Source organism: Anaeromassilibacillus sp. An200, from assembly GCF_002160025.1.
Taxonomy (GTDB): domain Bacteria; phylum Bacillota; class Clostridia; order Oscillospirales; family Acutalibacteraceae; genus Caccousia; species Caccousia stercoris.
Genome location: NZ_NFJU01000055.1, coordinates 1 through 14,367 on the forward strand (window position 1 = coordinate 1; position 14,367 = coordinate 14,367).

The 14,367-nt window shown below is 51.8% G+C and carries 18 protein-coding genes and 4 pseudogenes; 14 read left to right on the plus strand and 8 right to left on the minus strand.

Annotation, left to right across the window (positions count from 1 at the left end; translation table 11 throughout):
- The 7 genes and pseudogenes from B5F35_RS16170 to B5F35_RS16200 form a co-directional block, all read left to right on the plus strand.
- A partial coding sequence (locus tag B5F35_RS16170) for a DUF6017 domain-containing protein (RefSeq protein WP_242969564.1) occupies positions 1-453 on the plus strand: 453 nt, incomplete at its 5' end.
- Positions 454-496: 43 nt separating this feature from the next.
- Positions 497-1,234, plus strand: a complete 738-nt coding sequence (locus B5F35_RS16175; RefSeq protein ID WP_087242597.1) for a BRO family protein — start codon at positions 497-499, stop codon at positions 1,232-1,234.
- 14 nt (positions 1,235-1,248) lie between these two features.
- The gene (locus B5F35_RS16180) at positions 1,249-1,560 is read left to right on the plus strand and encodes a DUF5720 family protein (RefSeq protein WP_087242598.1); all 312 of its coding nucleotides are present in this window, start codon (positions 1,249-1,251) and stop codon (positions 1,558-1,560) included.
- Between the two features lie 100 nt (positions 1,561-1,660).
- Positions 1,661-2,161, plus strand: a complete 501-nt coding sequence (locus B5F35_RS16185; protein ID WP_087242599.1) for a PcfB family protein — start codon at positions 1,661-1,663, stop codon at positions 2,159-2,161.
- Positions 2,158-2,844: pseudogene (locus B5F35_RS16190) on the plus strand (type IV secretory system conjugative DNA transfer family protein); the annotation flags it as partial. The gene B5F35_RS16185 and the pseudogene B5F35_RS16190, both read left to right, overlap by 4 nt.
- Positions 2,845-3,053: 209 nt before the next feature.
- Complete coding sequence (locus tag B5F35_RS16195; protein WP_087242600.1) at positions 3,054-3,491, plus strand: hypothetical protein; 438 nt, start codon at positions 3,054-3,056, stop codon at positions 3,489-3,491.
- Positions 3,473-3,778, plus strand: a pseudogene (locus B5F35_RS16200) (hypothetical protein); the annotation flags it as partial. The gene B5F35_RS16195 and the pseudogene B5F35_RS16200, both read left to right, overlap by 19 nt.
- Positions 3,779-3,829: 51 nt before the next feature.
- Here the strand turns inward: B5F35_RS16200 and B5F35_RS16205 are convergent.
- A complete protein-coding gene (locus tag B5F35_RS16205; RefSeq protein WP_087242602.1) occupies positions 3,830-4,129 on the minus strand; it encodes a hypothetical protein in 300 nt (99 codons plus the stop codon).
- 175 nt (positions 4,130-4,304) lie between these two features.
- Between B5F35_RS16205 and B5F35_RS16210 the strand changes: the two are divergent.
- From B5F35_RS16210 to B5F35_RS16240, 7 genes and pseudogenes are all read left to right on the plus strand, one after another.
- Positions 4,305-5,006, plus strand: a pseudogene (locus B5F35_RS16210) (DUF3849 domain-containing protein); the annotation flags it as partial.
- A 359-nt stretch (positions 5,007-5,365) separates the two neighbouring features.
- The gene (locus tag B5F35_RS16215) at positions 5,366-5,710 is read left to right on the plus strand and encodes a plasmid mobilization protein (protein ID WP_087242604.1); all 345 of its coding nucleotides are present in this window, start codon (positions 5,366-5,368) and stop codon (positions 5,708-5,710) included.
- Between the two features lie 154 nt (positions 5,711-5,864).
- Positions 5,865-6,164, plus strand: a complete 300-nt coding sequence (locus B5F35_RS16220; RefSeq protein ID WP_087242615.1) for a CD1845 family protein — start codon at positions 5,865-5,867, stop codon at positions 6,162-6,164.
- 211 nt (positions 6,165-6,375) lie between these two features.
- Complete coding sequence (locus B5F35_RS16225) at positions 6,376-6,792, plus strand: toxin-antitoxin system YwqK family antitoxin (protein ID WP_087242605.1); 417 nt, start codon at positions 6,376-6,378, stop codon at positions 6,790-6,792.
- Between the two features lie 461 nt (positions 6,793-7,253).
- Complete coding sequence (locus B5F35_RS16230; RefSeq protein ID WP_087242606.1) at positions 7,254-7,724, plus strand: hypothetical protein; 471 nt, start codon at positions 7,254-7,256, stop codon at positions 7,722-7,724.
- A gap of 31 nt (positions 7,725-7,755) precedes the next feature.
- Positions 7,756-8,316 (plus strand): tyrosine-type recombinase/integrase, encoded by a 561-nt coding sequence (locus B5F35_RS16235; RefSeq protein ID WP_162611460.1) that lies wholly within the window; start codon positions 7,756-7,758, stop codon positions 8,314-8,316.
- A complete protein-coding gene (locus tag B5F35_RS16240) occupies positions 8,313-9,365 on the plus strand; it encodes a tyrosine-type recombinase/integrase (RefSeq protein WP_087242608.1) in 1,053 nt (350 codons plus the stop codon). The genes B5F35_RS16235 and B5F35_RS16240 overlap by 4 nt, the downstream gene beginning before the upstream one ends.
- Positions 9,366-9,681: 316 nt before the next feature.
- Here B5F35_RS16240 and B5F35_RS16245 read toward each other — a convergent pair whose 3' ends face one another.
- The 7 genes and pseudogenes from B5F35_RS16245 to B5F35_RS16275 all read right to left on the minus strand — a co-directional run.
- Positions 9,682-11,094 carry a relaxase/mobilization nuclease domain-containing protein gene (locus B5F35_RS16245; RefSeq protein ID WP_087242609.1) on the minus strand — a complete coding sequence of 471 codons (1,413 nt, stop codon included), beginning with the start codon at positions 11,092-11,094 and terminating at the stop codon, positions 9,682-9,684.
- Between the two features lie 58 nt (positions 11,095-11,152).
- Entirely contained in the window at positions 11,153-11,503 is a 351-nt protein-coding gene (locus B5F35_RS16250; protein WP_087242610.1) for a hypothetical protein, read from the minus strand.
- The gene (locus B5F35_RS16255; RefSeq protein ID WP_087242611.1) at positions 11,500-12,348 is read right to left on the minus strand and encodes a nucleotidyl transferase AbiEii/AbiGii toxin family protein; all 849 of its coding nucleotides are present in this window, start codon (positions 12,346-12,348) and stop codon (positions 11,500-11,502) included. The genes B5F35_RS16250 and B5F35_RS16255 overlap by 4 nt, the downstream gene beginning before the upstream one ends.
- Entirely contained in the window at positions 12,345-12,938 is a 594-nt protein-coding gene (locus B5F35_RS16260; protein ID WP_087242612.1) for a type IV toxin-antitoxin system AbiEi family antitoxin domain-containing protein, read from the minus strand. The genes B5F35_RS16255 and B5F35_RS16260 overlap by 4 nt, the downstream gene beginning before the upstream one ends.
- A 103-nt stretch (positions 12,939-13,041) precedes the next feature.
- Positions 13,042-13,353: a CD1845 family protein gene (locus B5F35_RS16265; protein WP_087242613.1), complete on the minus strand. Its 312-nt coding sequence runs from the start codon at positions 13,351-13,353 to the stop codon at positions 13,042-13,044.
- Entirely contained in the window at positions 13,350-13,655 is a 306-nt protein-coding gene (locus B5F35_RS16270; protein WP_087242614.1) for a hypothetical protein, read from the minus strand. Before B5F35_RS16270 ends, B5F35_RS16265 begins: the two co-directional genes overlap by 4 nt.
- 92 nt (positions 13,656-13,747) lie before the next feature.
- Positions 13,748-14,026 (minus strand): annotated as a pseudogene (locus B5F35_RS16275) (DUF6017 domain-containing protein); the annotation flags it as partial.
- Positions 14,027-14,367 lie beyond the last annotated feature (341 nt).

Sequence of the window (14,367 nt, forward strand, 5' to 3'; positions counted from 1 at the left end):
CATGGATCAAGTACCGATTCTATTCCCTTCCGGGAGGCAGCGGCGGGAGACCCGCCGGAACGGAAAGGAAGGGATGCGATGCCGATGGCAGAGGTAGAGAGTTATCGGGAATTTATCCTGGAGAACATCGAGTACGACCACCTGTGCAGCGAGTTCGATACCTACCGCGAGGATCTGGACGAGATTGTGGAGCTGATTGTGGAAACCGTCTGTGCCAAGCGCAAAACCACCCGGATTGCTGGCAGCGACTTTCCCCACGAAGTAGTGCGCTCCCGGTTTTTGAAGCTGGACAGCTCACACATTGAGTTTGTCATGGATTGTTTGCAGAAAAACACCACCGAGGTCCACAACATGAAGCAGTATTTGCTGACGGTGCTGTTCAATGCGCCCACGACAATGAGCAATCACTACACGTCACAAGTCAATCACGACATGAACGCAGGCGGCTGGTAAGGCCGCTTTTTTTACGCCAAACAATTTCGCAAGGAGGTACAGAATGAGCCAGATGGAAATTTTCAAGAACCCGGAGTTTGGCAGTATCCGCACTTTGGAGCATGACAACAAGGTGTTGTTTTGCGGTACGGATATAGCTGCTGCGCTGGGATATACCAATCCCCGCAAGGCCGTCCGCGATCATACCAGGGGTGGAACGAAATGTTCCATCCCCACCACCAGCGGAAATCAGACCATGACATTCATCTCTGAAGGTGATGTCTACCGCCTGATCGTCCATAGTAAGCTGCCGTCGGCGGAACAGTTTGAACGTTGGGTATTCGACGAGGTGCTGCCCTCTATCCGCAAGCACGGGGCCTACATGACCAAGGAAAAGCTGTGGGAGATCGCCACCTCCCCGGAGGCTATGATGAAGCTCTGTTCCGACCTGCTGGCCGAGCGCGAGAAAAACGCGGCGCTGCGGAAGGAAAACGCCCTGCTGGAAAGCAAGGCGGCCTTTTATGACCTGTTCATTGACCTGCAACACAGCACCAACCTGCGCACCACCGCCAAAGAACTGGTTGTGCCGGAGCGCCGGTTTGTCCGGTTCCTGCTGGAGCAGCGGTTTGTGTACCGCACGGCAGCTGGGAATGTGCTGCCCTATGCAAAGCCCTCCAACGATGGCCTGTTCTGCGTCAAGGACTTCTGCAACCACGGGCATATCGGTTCCTACACGCTGATAACGCCCCAGGGCAAGCTGTATTTTGCGGGTCTGCGGGATGTGATCCTGATGGTCGTGTGAAAGGAGGTTTCTCTATGCAAGAGCGAAAAACGGTGGGTCAGCTGATGGAGGAAATGCGCCTCAAAGCTGGGGCGCAGAACTATCACGGCCATGAGTACATGGATTTGGAACGGTTTGCCGAGGACACCCGGCACATGATTATCTTCGATGTGCTGAGCAATGATTCCCCGGTAGGTTGGAAGGGTGAACGGACCCGCCTGTTTCTGACGGAGGCCGGATACAAGAAAAGCCTGGAGAGTCAGGAAAAGGGCCACATCAAGATTCTCAGCCATGCCAAGGTGCGTCAGGGCCACCTGTACTATGACCGTTCCGATCAGCTGCGCTGAAAGGAGCCTGCCATGATGAAATATCTGCTGCGGCAGTTGGTGGTTCCACCTTAGTGAAAACACCACCCCTGCAAAACTCGAAGGAAGGAGGCGATGACCTATGCAGGAGGAAGTAGAAAACAGGACTTTGACGCTGATAGTCAACGGCACAAAGTTCACGGGTCGGCTGTTTAAGGCCGCTATTGCCAAGTACATGGCATACTGCAAGGAAAAGAAGCTGCAAAAGCAAAAAAGCCGGGACGCCCCTGTAATCCACCACGGCAAACAGACCGTGAAGCAGCTGGTCGGTCAAAACCAGGGTGTATCCAACATTGAGATTACCGACCCCTCCATCAAGGAATTTGAGAAGATCGCCCGGAAATACGGTGTGGACTATGCGGTGAAGAAGGACCGCAGCAGCTCCCCGCCCAAGTACCTGATCTTCTTCAAGGGCCGAGACACCGATGCCCTGACCGCCGTTTTCACGGAGTATACTGGCAAAAAGGTCAAAAAGGCAGAGAAAACAGAGCGCCCGTCTGTGCTGGCAAAACTGAACCAGTTCAAAGAGCTGGTGAAACACGCCGTTGTGGACCGGACCAAGCGGAAGGAGCTGGAACGATGAAAAAGCAGTTGGACATCAAAAAGCTCCTTTTGCTGAATATGCCGTATGTCCTGATGGGCTTGTTTGCCACCAACTTCGGAGAAGCGTGGCGGACAGCCGTGGGTGCGGATGCATCGGCAAAAATGCTCTCGTTCTTCTCTACGCTGCCTGTGGCGCTGCAAAGTTTCTGGCCTAGCCTGCACCCCCTGGACCTGCTGGTGGGCCTGTGCTGCGGCGCTGGCCTGCGACTGGCCGTGTATCTCAAAAGTAAAAATGCTAAGAAGTACCGGCATGGCGTGGAGTATGGCTCTGCCCGTTGGGGGACCCATGAGGACATCGCGCCCTACATCGACCCGGTGTTCCAGAACAATGTGATTCTGACGAAAACCGAAAGTCTGACCATGAACAGCCGCCCCAAGGACCCCAAGACTGCCAGAAACAAAAATGTGCTGATCATCGGTGGTTCCGGTTCCGGTAAGACCCGCTTTTGGCTCAAGCCCAACCTCATGCAGATGCACAGCTCCTATGTGGTCACGGACCCTAAAGGCACTATTCTGGTGGAGTGCGGGAAAATGCTCCAGCGCGGCGCACCCAAGCTGGGCAAGGACGGCAAGCCCATGAAGGACAAGCGCGGCAAGGTCATCTATGAGCCGTACCGGATCAAGGTCCTCAACACCATCAACTTCAAGAAGTCCATGCACTACATTAGTTATTTGCCCCAACCTCTGGACACGTCCTCCAGCCAGCGGGCGGAGAAAGGAAAAAGCCGATGAAGAATAGAAAAAAGCTACAAATCAAAATCATTGTGTTTTTTCCGAAAAGTCGGATGAAAATTGATGATGCAGCGGTTTATTTGAATCCCAAACACTTTTCGATTTCATCACTAAGAAGGACACCAAAAGGAGTATAAGCCATGAAAATGGAAAGAAAAGTGATGAATTTTATCCATTCATTAGTGGGGAAAAGATTGCTTGATGTTTGCTGTACAGCGGAGATATTAACATTTGATTTTTCTCCGCTCGCTCTCCATGCTTCTGGATATGCAAGAATTATCAGAAACAGCGATATTTTGGTTACCACTTTAGATTATCAATCATGGGATCTATCAGAAAGCACCAACAATGATGAGTGGTTCAATGTTGCAAAATTCCACGCAGAAATTATTGGTGGTGCAGTTCTTTCCACTACATTAAGTCCATGGAATGATTTGCACATAGTATTGGATAATGGCGTTATCATTGAATGCTTGATTGCAAATTCCTCTCCACACTACAATGAAGAACAGGAACAATGGGTTCTGTTTGAATGCAGTAAAGACCCTAAGCCGTTCTTGACGGTTTACAACAAATGACACAGCGCCTTGAGGCGGTGCAAAACCAGCTGTCGAACCTTTATCAGCAGCAGGCGGCCGCCAAAGAGGAAGTGGGCAAGCCGTTCCCCTATGAGGACGAGCTGAAAAGCAAAAGCGCCCGTTTGGTGGAGCTGGATACGCTGTTGAACATTGACGGCAAGGGCCATGCCCAGCCGGAAACTGTGGTTGCCAAAAGCGCACGGCCCTCGGTGCTGGACAGCCTGAAACGCCCGGTGCCACCACGCAGCCCCGAAAAGAAACCGAAGCAGCACGAACAGGAACGATAAGAAAAGGACGGGCAAGTTGCCCGTCCTTTCTACTGCTCATTAAATGGGAAGTTAGTCAAAATACTTAAAATCATAACCTTCTTCGGGTTCGCCAATTTCATATCCTAAAACTTCTGTTAATCGCTTTTTTAATAAAGCATACCATCCTTCCCAAATATCATTAGGCATTGTTCCAGCAATCTGTATTCCGCTTGGTTCAACGGAGGCCCATAAATCTATGTCTTTCCCCATCCATCGCGGCCCATTTTTATCTCCCGCCCAGTATGGCATGGACAAATATACTGTATCAATTTTTTCCCAAACCTCTTTTGGTGCAGTATAATGAATGTTTAAATTTATATCATGTTCCATTCCCAATATCTCCTCTAAAAACTCCAGTTTATTTGTTTTATTGTACTTGAAAATCATGAACAATTCAACCACGGGCAGAGAAGTATCAACCATCTACTACACCAAGACCAGATAGACCGGACGAACCAAACGGAGATTGTTTCTTTCTTGTATAACGAACAGGAGGTGCGATAACATGAAACCCAACGATCTGAATACGGCCCTCTATGAGAAGATGGCCGCCGAGCAGGACAAGTACAGGGACTGGTTGAAAAGCCAGCCCCCTGCGGAAGTCCTGAACCATGCCTATGAGTACGCCGTTCGGGAGGACATCGTAATGGCCATGGAGCAGCTGGAGCTGACCGACGCCCAGGCTCAAGCTCTGTTGGATTCGCCCACGCCGCTGTCCGATGTGTACCGCCATTTTGAGAAGCTGGAGACCGGCTACATGGATGTGATCCGGGAGAGTATCGAGAACCAGGCCGACGATTTGTGCAAGGCCCAGGCGGAGCTGCGGAAGGCCGCTATTTACCCTCACTCTGCTGCCTATGCGAAAGAGCATGGGGAACTGGAGCAGTACCGGGCCTCAAACAACGCAAATCTGCGGTGTAAGGAGGCCATTGAAGCGGCGGTGCGGGAACACTTTGACGGGATGTATCTCAGCCACGACGCTGCCAGGGGTGTGATCCAGACCTATGGCATGGACCGGGTGATGCTGGTCCTGGCCAATACCGTCCAGATCCAGGACTGGGATGGTCGCTACTCCCGCCGCAACAAGGAATGGGCCAAGACCATTCCCAACTACAACTCCGATACTGTCCGCCGTGGCTATGCGCTGAACAGCCACCCAGCTGTGCTGGATGGCTTCATTGATCTGGTGCGCGAGGAACACCTGCGCCGCCAGCCTTTGACGGCGCAGGACATTCAGGCCGAGGCGGAACGGATTTTGCGGGAGCTGCGCGCGCCGGATGAGCCGAACAGCCCCCACGGAACTCACTACATGGCCCGTATTTCCCCGGAGTTTTTGAACCGTGCGGGGAGTGACGCCTGTGACCGGCTGATGAACCTCCTGCCGTTCCGCAGTCTGACCTTTACCGGCATAAAGGGGCTGCCCGGAACCTATGCCACCATTTTGGCCGGTGAGGACCGGACGAAAGAGCTGCGCCAGCCCCGTTCCTCTGTCCGGGAACATCTGAAACAGGAGCCGAAACAGGCAGCCCCCAAAGCTCCGGCCCATAAGAAACGGGAGCCGGAACGGTGAGTGGCCCAAAGCGCAAACGGGATGTGCAGGTAAATTTCCGGGTCTCCCCGGAGGAGCTGGCGCTGATCGAGCAGAAAATGTCCCAACTTGGGACGAAGAACCGGGAAGCCTATCTGCGGAAGATGGCCCTGGATGGCTACACGATAAAGCTGGACTTGCCTGAGCTAAAGGAGCTGGTATCCCTGCTGCGCCGGAGCAGCAACAATTTGAACCAGCTCACCCGCCGGGTGCATGAGATTGGGCGGATCTACGATGCCGACCTGGAGGATATAACCCAGCGGCAGGAGCAGCTATGGGAGGGCGTAAGGGAAATCCTGTCCCAGCTCTCCAAACTTTCGTAAAGGGTATATGCCCCATCTGCGGAGGGAGGAACGGCGTTCTTTTCGCCGCGCCTCCCTCCGCTTTTTCTTTTTGCCCGTATCCTTGCCATTTGACAGAGATTGTTTCATAATGGCTTTAGAATCAAGTTGGAGGTGACGTTCTGTGGGAATGATATTGGGTCTATTGAAGCTGCTCCTGAAGATCGTGGCCGCGCCGGTGGTGCTGCTGCTTACCGTGGCCATCTGGACTTGTGTGGGGCTGGTCTATGTATCCGGCTTGGTGCTGGGGCTTCTCAGTACAGTGATTGCCCTGCTGGGTGTGGCTGTCCTGGTGGCATACTCCCCACAAAACGGCCTGATTCTGCTGGTGATTGCGTTCCTTATCAGCCCATTTGGGCTGCCGAAGCTGGCCTTTTGGCTGCTGGGCCAAGTGCAGGGCCTCAAATATGCGATACAGGATTTGATCTGTGGATAAAAAGGTACCCTCTCCCCCCCACCGGAGAGGGTGTTCTGCTCCTATATGCAATGACGAGCTGATATGAAATAGATTTGTTCACAGTATTGTGCTATACTTTTCTTAAAAAGACGATAATGGAGAATATAAACTATCCTTAATTTTGTGTAACCATCCTGCATGGTGCCACACAGAGATTCCATACAGGTTGAAAAAGGAGAACTCATTATACATGAAACAGAAAAATCCTTATAATCCTTTTATTGCGAATCAAATGCCCACACCTTTAACTTTGGGCGAATTGATTTCCTATGGTGCGATTGAAGGAAGTGAAGATGCGTATAATGATGAAAACGGTTTTGATTATTCTGATCCTGATTCTTCATTGCTCTACTATGCTGGCAAACCATTTACTGGGCTTTACTATGAATTATACCCAAATGGAGGTATAGAATTATATTCAAAGTATCAAGATGGAGTACTTGTGGAAGATTGCTTTGAATTTTACGAGAATGGAAAAATAAAATCTTATAGTTATATTTCAAAAGATCGACTAAATAGTTATAGTTGCAGTTTTAATGAAGATGGCAAGCTAATATTAAGAAATTGTTTTGCTAATGGTAAATTTGAGCAAGAGAAATTTAATTAAAGCAACAAAGAAATCAGGGCTTCTCTCTCCTGCGAGATGGATGCCCAAGATAAATTGAGGTGGTATTACTTGAACAGTATGAAATTATCAGTGAAAGACTAAATGGATAACCTGTCAGCCAGGGGTAGCCGAGAAATTGGCTGCCCTCTTTCTCTGCTGACAGGCCGATAGAGGTCCCAGGCCCCCAAAGCAGGATTGAAGAAGATCCCAAACCCCACTATAATGGAATTTGATAAGCACGGCCTGGAGCATCTGCTGCACCCACAACATGGACTCCCGGCAGCTTCCCGCTGTCTTTCCGTGATCCGTTCCGCTGGATCAGGCTGACCGCTTCTACCGGAAACCGATTGGCGGGGCAGGCAATACCGCAAACAGGACAAAACAATTGGAATTGTTTACTGTTTTATGCTATATTTTCCTTAAAAATTAAAGTAAAAAACCAAAATTGGAGGTATAATCTTATGGATGATTTGGTGAGTAATGTAGCTTTAGCAGATGGAAGAAGAATTGTTTTACATGATGAAGATGATATTTCACTGTTCTTGGTCTCAAATAGTGGAGTAGAAGAAACTTTGCCGTTCTCACATCTTTCTGGCAATTATGGTGGCGGATCGTTGTTGCTATCTCCGTCCCAAAGATATGTGATCTTTTCCTATTTTTCGGGTGAAAGTGAAGAAGGTTTCGCGTTACTTGAAATTGCAAATAACCAACTCAAGCTTTTGTATGATTCCGATTATTTATATGGAGAAGATGCCAATTATGGTTTTACAAATGATGAAAGAACTATAATTCAAACTTTCCGCACAGGTGCTTGGTATAAGGATGAGGCAGAGATTGATGAAAACGGAGATATGTACTACGAATTTGGAGAATTAAATTTGCTTAGCCTTGAAACGAATAACCTGAATAGGCATACTATCCTTGTTTATTGACCAGCTTCCGCCTACGAAAAAGGAACCTTTTTTGAATGAAACAGCACCTGTATTGTTCCGACTCATCTATACCTGCGGCTTGCGCCCGAATGAAGGGCGGGAGCTGCTGGAGCAAAATGTCAATTTAGAGACTGGGGAAATTCTCATCACCCACACCAAGCGCAACAAGGAACGCTTTGTGGTCATGTCCGATGATATGCTGGCGTTTGCCCGAAAGTATGGGCAGCGGCGGAATTTTTTTTGCGGTGAAAACCCATACTTCTTCCCGTCTGCGAATGGTGGCGCACTGGCTGCGGAGACAGTGCATTCTGCTTTTAACAAAGCATGGTCCCATGCAGACCTATCTGGGAAATATCCAAGGAAAGTCCGCGTATATGATCTCCGCCACCGCTTCGCTTCGGCTTGCCTAAACCGCTGGCTCGACAATGGGGAAAACCTGATGGCCATGCTCCCGTTCCTTCGTGAATATATGGGGCACAACTGCCTTTCTGAAACAGCGTACTACATCCATGTCCTCCCAGAAAACATCATAAAGTCCTCCGCGATTGACTGGGATAAGTTTAACGTCATGTTCCCGGAGGTGACAGAATGATGAGGTCAGGAGAGAACACACTGTTTCCGCTGGTACATGATTATCTGAAAATATATCTTCCGAAACAGCGCAATGTCAGTCACAATACGGTCCGATCTTACCGGAAGGCATTGGAGGAACTGCTGGACTACATCAAAGAACATGAGCAGATACCGCTGGGGCAGATAACCTTTGAACATTTGACAGCAGATGCAATCCTCTCTTTCCTTGAATACCTTGAAACGGAAAAAGGATGCTCTGTCTCTACTCGCAATGCCCGGTTTGCTGCGCTCCGTGCTTTTATGGGTTACGCAGCCGACCACGATGTGACACTGATTGCCGGACTCAACAAGCTGAAGAAGATCCCGTTTAAGAAGCCTGACAACACAGCAGTTGCGGTGGAATATATGAGCATGGCTGCAATTACCGCGATTATTGAACAGCCGGATGCAACTACCTCCAAAGGACTGCGCGACCGTTTTTTTATGATCCTGCTATATGATACCGGGGCTCGGGTCCAGGAAATGCTGAACATTCGTCTGAGCGATATACAGCTGGGACCTCTGCCCAAAGTCACATTGTTTGGAAAAGGGCACAAAACCAGAGTTGTTCCTTTGATGGAAAAGACAGCCCAGCATTTGAAGAAGTACCTGCTGGAGTTTCATGCGGACAATGTTTCAGAGGAGGATGTGACATTGTTCTATTCTGTGATACGTGGAGAAAAACATCCGCTCACATCCCGGACGGCTCAATACTTACTCCAAAAATATGGTGAGCAGGCGCGACAAGTTTGCAAGGAAATCCCTCCCAATGTCCACCCGCATCTGTTCCGCCACAGCCGGGCAATGCACCTCTACCAGGAAGGAATGGATCTGACGCTCATATCCCAATGGCTGGGACATTCACAGTTGGAGACCACTCAAATTTATGCTCATGCAGATACGGAGCATAAGCGTAGAGCGATTGAAGCGTCTACACCGCAGGATAATCCGCTTTATTCTAAATTGAATTCCGCGAGATATACAGTAACAGATGAAGAAATGCTGAAGAAGTTAACTGGGCTGAGATAGGGAGGATTTTTATCAGAAATATTCTGTTCTGTGACCGATTGGGGGATGGACAGCACATGGCCATCCCCGGCTTTTTTATCAGAAACTATTTTTCATTTTTCCTTGTGATTTTAAGGTTTTCTGTTCCTGTTTCTGATAAAGATATTTTTCTGATAACCACAATTATCAGAAATTTCCGATAATCCTGGCAAGCGATGCCTGTGGCTATCCAGATAGCCCCACGCGCTTGTTGAGGGAAGTCCCCCAAGCCCCCTTGGAACACAGATTTTCAATCTGTGGCTGCGCGTTCTTGTGAACGCTTTTGACTGCGACCAGCTCACCGCTGGCCGTGGTCTTTTTCTTTCTGTTGCGGCTCGGTCTGCTCCATCGCCAGGACCCGATCCACGTTATTCTTGACCGTCAGCAGCTCCCGCATGGCGGCGCGGGCCTGCCGGTACTCACCGTAAGCCTTTTTCTTGTCCGCCAGTAGCTGGGCGTACTCGGTCTGAAGCTCCTTGATGGTGGGCAGCTTCTTCACATTCAGCTCGTTGAAGGCTTCCTTGGCGGCCTGGTGCAGCAAGATTTCCTCCTCATGCTCCTGCCGGAATTTCTTTGAATCCCCGGCCTTGCGGTAGGCCACATAGGTCTCGCGGGTCTTGGCGTAGTTGACGATGTGGGTGCGCAGCACGGCAATCTCGGCCATGCGCTTCTCAGCGGCCTTGATCTGATCGGACAGCGCATTATAGCGGGCCGTCGCCTCTGCTGTTTTGGTTTCCAAATCGGCATAATCCAGCAGCCCATGTTCGGACAGGTAGTTGAGGGTCTGTGCCATCTGCTTGAGGTTGAACACCTTGGCCCAGCGGGCGTACCCGGCACCTTTTCCGGCCTGGAGTTTTGCCTGGATGTCCACCAGCAGATTGACCTTCGGCGGAGCGGCCTGCGGGACGGCTTGCTTGCGGGGCGTATGTTCTTTCTGGCCGGAGAGGACCGCCAACAGATCGTCCAGCGTGTAGCCGTCCCCCAGCCGGTCAAAGCGGACATTGTTGCCCCAGCCCTCCGCGCCGATGGAGATGTTTTTTCCGCGCCGGTGAACGGTGAAGCCGTCCTGTTCCAACAGGCGCAGCAGCTCCTCCAGGCTGGCCGGTTTCTGCGCCAGTGCCCGGTCAATGGCCTGACGCAGCTGCTCCTTGTGGGAGGGCTTCGCCGCGTCACCCAGCCACTTGTTGTAGCTCTGGCCGCGCCGCTTGGGAGCCTCCACAATGGAGTAACCGTTCTCAACGCAGATGGTATCGCTCAGACGGTGGACGGCGCGGGTGCTGCCCCAAAAGTTGCGGAACTTGCGGTCACACTCCAGCGTGGTGGAGTTCCATATAATATGGTTGTGGACGTGAGCCTTGTCAATGTGGGTGCAGACGATGAAAGCGTGCTTGTCCTTGGTAAATCGCCGGGCCAGCTCTACGCCCAACCGGTTGGCTTCCTCCGGCGTGATCTCGCCCGGCACAAAGGACTGCCGCAGGTGGTAGGCAATCACATCGTCCGCACCGCGCACCCGGCCGGTGCGGGCGGCGTAGGTCTGCTTGTCCAGCAGGAACTGCGCATCGGCCACGCGGCTGTCACACTGGTAGCTGGTGATGAGCCTGCCGTGGTCGGTCTTTTCTGGATTTTTTACATAACCAATGATATCGCTGATCGCCTTGCCGACCGTGCGGCCCTTGCCGGTGTGCAGCGGTATAATGCGGGTGGTGGCCATGTGGGGTCCGCCTCCTTTCCAAAAAATAAGCGGCCTGCTTATCACAGACCGCATCGGTTTACTCTATATCAGTTTCCTCGTCCATATAAAAATCGAAATCTTCCTCAAAGTCATCTTCCAATTCATCCAGTTCTATCCTGGGCGGGAACCGCATTTCATATTGTTCCGTCGCCAAGGTCCGCACGGCATCCCGCCGGTCTTTCATCCGTTTCTTCAACCACGAAAGCTGTTCTTTGGATAATCGCCAGGGAAGGTTGACCAGCCGGGTAAGTGCCATTTCTTCCGCCTGCTTTTCTGGCGGGAGGGCGGCGCAGGTTTTACAAATGTGCGCGGCGTGACCCTTGCCGGAAAACTTTTTGTTTGCCTTATACTCGCCACAGACCTTGCAGTAGTGTCCACGCTTTTTCATGCCGTGCCCTCGCAACGAGCGAACAGCTGACGGACCGCAGCCATGACCGTATTCCAGCCAAGGTCGGACGCATAGGAAAACTTTTTCTGATAGGCCACCCACAGGTCCTGCATGACCGGGCTGGCCTCCACTTCATCAAAGACTTCGGCGGCCTCGGCCAGATGGCGCTCGGTGCCGCGCTTGTGGGCTGTCGCCAGAAGCGCGTCATGGAGAACGTGCGGGTCCAGAGTGCTGCCATAGAGTTGTTGCAGGATGGCGATGTCGTAAAAATCGCTCATATGGGTGTTGGTCGTGGTCCGGGTGATGATGGTTTCCAGCTTTTCGGCCAGCACGGTCTCCAGGTTATAGGCCCAAACGTCGATGGAACGGTCCTCCAGCATGAGCTTGAAGCTGTACCGCACCTCTTTAGGGGTGATGGCGTCGCCGGTAGAAATGTCGATTTTCAGCGGGGTGCGCACCCCGTCAAAGAGCGTTGTCATCGTCACCCGAATGCCGGGATATTCCGCTTCATCCATGATTTCCGAAATGCTTTTCACCTGGAAGGTAACGCCGTCGTCAATGGGAACGGCGATGATCTCGGCCATCATGTTCTCCACATCCTCCACGCTGACGTTGGCCCCCTTGACCGTTGCGTCCAGGTCCATCGTGGAGCGGGCGTCCAGACCGACCATCGCGGCCACCAGCATACCACTCTTGAGGATGAACTTGTCCCGGTATGAGGAAAGAGAAATACGTTCAAGAAAACGCTCCATCATATAGTTGCGCATCAAAACCTGCGCATCCGCAGCATTTTTCTTTGACAGGTTACGGATCAAATCTTTCAGCTGTCTGGCTGTCTTTATCATAGCAGTACCTCCAAATACTGGCGTAAAATCTTCTCGACCCGGAACAGCTTGGCATAGCGCACCAGCGTCCGCAGGTCCTTATCTTTCCGGCGAGCATACGCTTTCAAAGCGTCCTGGAATGTCTGCATCTCGATATGGCTCCGGCTGCGCAGCACATCGCAGATCGTCCGTTCCATATCATATACCGGCACATCGTGACCGAAGGGGGTCTGCGCGGTTGTCAGGCCGACCTCATGCAGCTCCGCCTTGATGGTAAAGACCTGAACGCCCTCGTCCTTGAGCCGGGTCGGATTGTAGCCCGTCTTGACCGTAATGGAATAGGCCAGCGGCTCCCGGTCGGTCAGGTCATGGAAAAACAGCGCTGTTTCATGGGAAAAGATTGCCTGTGGACAGCGCAAGTGCAACAGATACATGGCATCCACCCAAGCATCTTTGGAAAGGTAAATCCCATGCGCCGCCTGTTCCAGCCCGCGAGACTGCACGAATTGATAAAAAACAGGTTTTGAGATCCCGGCCGCGAGGGCCTGCCCGGTGCGCAGCATTCCGTCCTGACGTTCCATCAGCTGGTCCAGCTGTTGAAATTGGCTCACGTTCTTCACCTTCCTTTCATGCTAATATTATACGCGAAATTAGCACGAAAGTAAAGTCAAAAAATTGCCGGGCAATCCCTCCCGGCAATTCTTCGCTTCCAATTCAACCGTACACCGCGTCCTGGATCGCATACCGCAGGTCCTGCACCTTACCCACCAACCAGGCGGCGGCCATCGGCAGGCCCAGCGGGCTGACCAGGAAGGCAATCACCAGCAGGATTACGCCGTTTTGCGGCGAGTAGGTCACAAGCACCGCGATCCCCAGCAGCGCCACCACTGTGGAGGCCAAGCCGAAGATAAAGCTGGACACATACAGCAGCCCGAAGCACAGCCAGGTGAACAGCATCAGCGCCAGCACCACCGGCGCGGCAAGGATTTTCAGCACCAATTTCAAAATAAACAGCACCGCTCTCATTTCAGCGCCTCCTTTCGCCAGTCCAAGTATGGCTGGCACAGTTCGTCTACGGCTTCTTCGTCCGATGCGGTGGCCTCCCTGCGGCCCTGCGTCCGGCGGATCAGCTCGAAATCCCAGTAATCTTGCAGCAACAGATCAAAAAGTTCCTCCGGGGTTCGACAGAGGACGCCGTCCACACAGTAGCGGGAATCGCTGTTCCAGCTTATCCGAACGTAGCCGCGCCTGCATGGAAGGACTTCTTCCTCCGGGTCTTGCCGCAGGTAATCACGAAACACAGTCAAGACATTTTCAAACGTCAGCATCAGCCATCACCTCGTTTCTGACTCCATTATCAATCACACCCCGCCAAAACGCAACGATACGGGCAAAGAAAAAAGAGGGAGGCCCGGCGATGCATCACCGTGTAGCCCCGGTTTTTCTCCACGCGAAAAACTGCCATCTCGTCGTCAACTCCTTTCACTCGAAATTTCACCGCGTCAAGGGCGGTGAGCTTGCCCGGCTGGTAAGGGCACTCTGCATACACGCAAAACTGGTATTTCCAGTCGGGGCGGTAAAAACGGCAGTCGCCGCAATCCTCCGGCGCTCCGGCGTCGCCGCTGTCGTAGTGATCGAAGCCGGGCTTGCCTTGCATGAGGCTTTCAAAGGCGCGGTCGCCGCCGGATGTGAAATACATGGCGTCGCCTCCTTTCTGAATTTGGGCATAAAAAATGGCGTACCGTGGAAACGATACGCCGGACACCAGAAAACGCCCCGTGATCGGCTGGGAAGCCGTCAAAAGGCGTTTTCAGTGTGGTTATAGGGATATTCTGTTTTTTGATGATGGTTAAAAAGTTCAGTGTTTATGCGGCTTTCGGGGATTTGTGTATATAAACATGAGGCCACGCCTACGACGGCAACGGAAACCACACTTTGAAACGTCAGCTGGGAGGTGAGACCCTTTACCACTATGACCCGCTGAACCAACTGAATAAGGTGGAGTATCCCTCCTATACTGAGGAACTGTTCTACGACAGG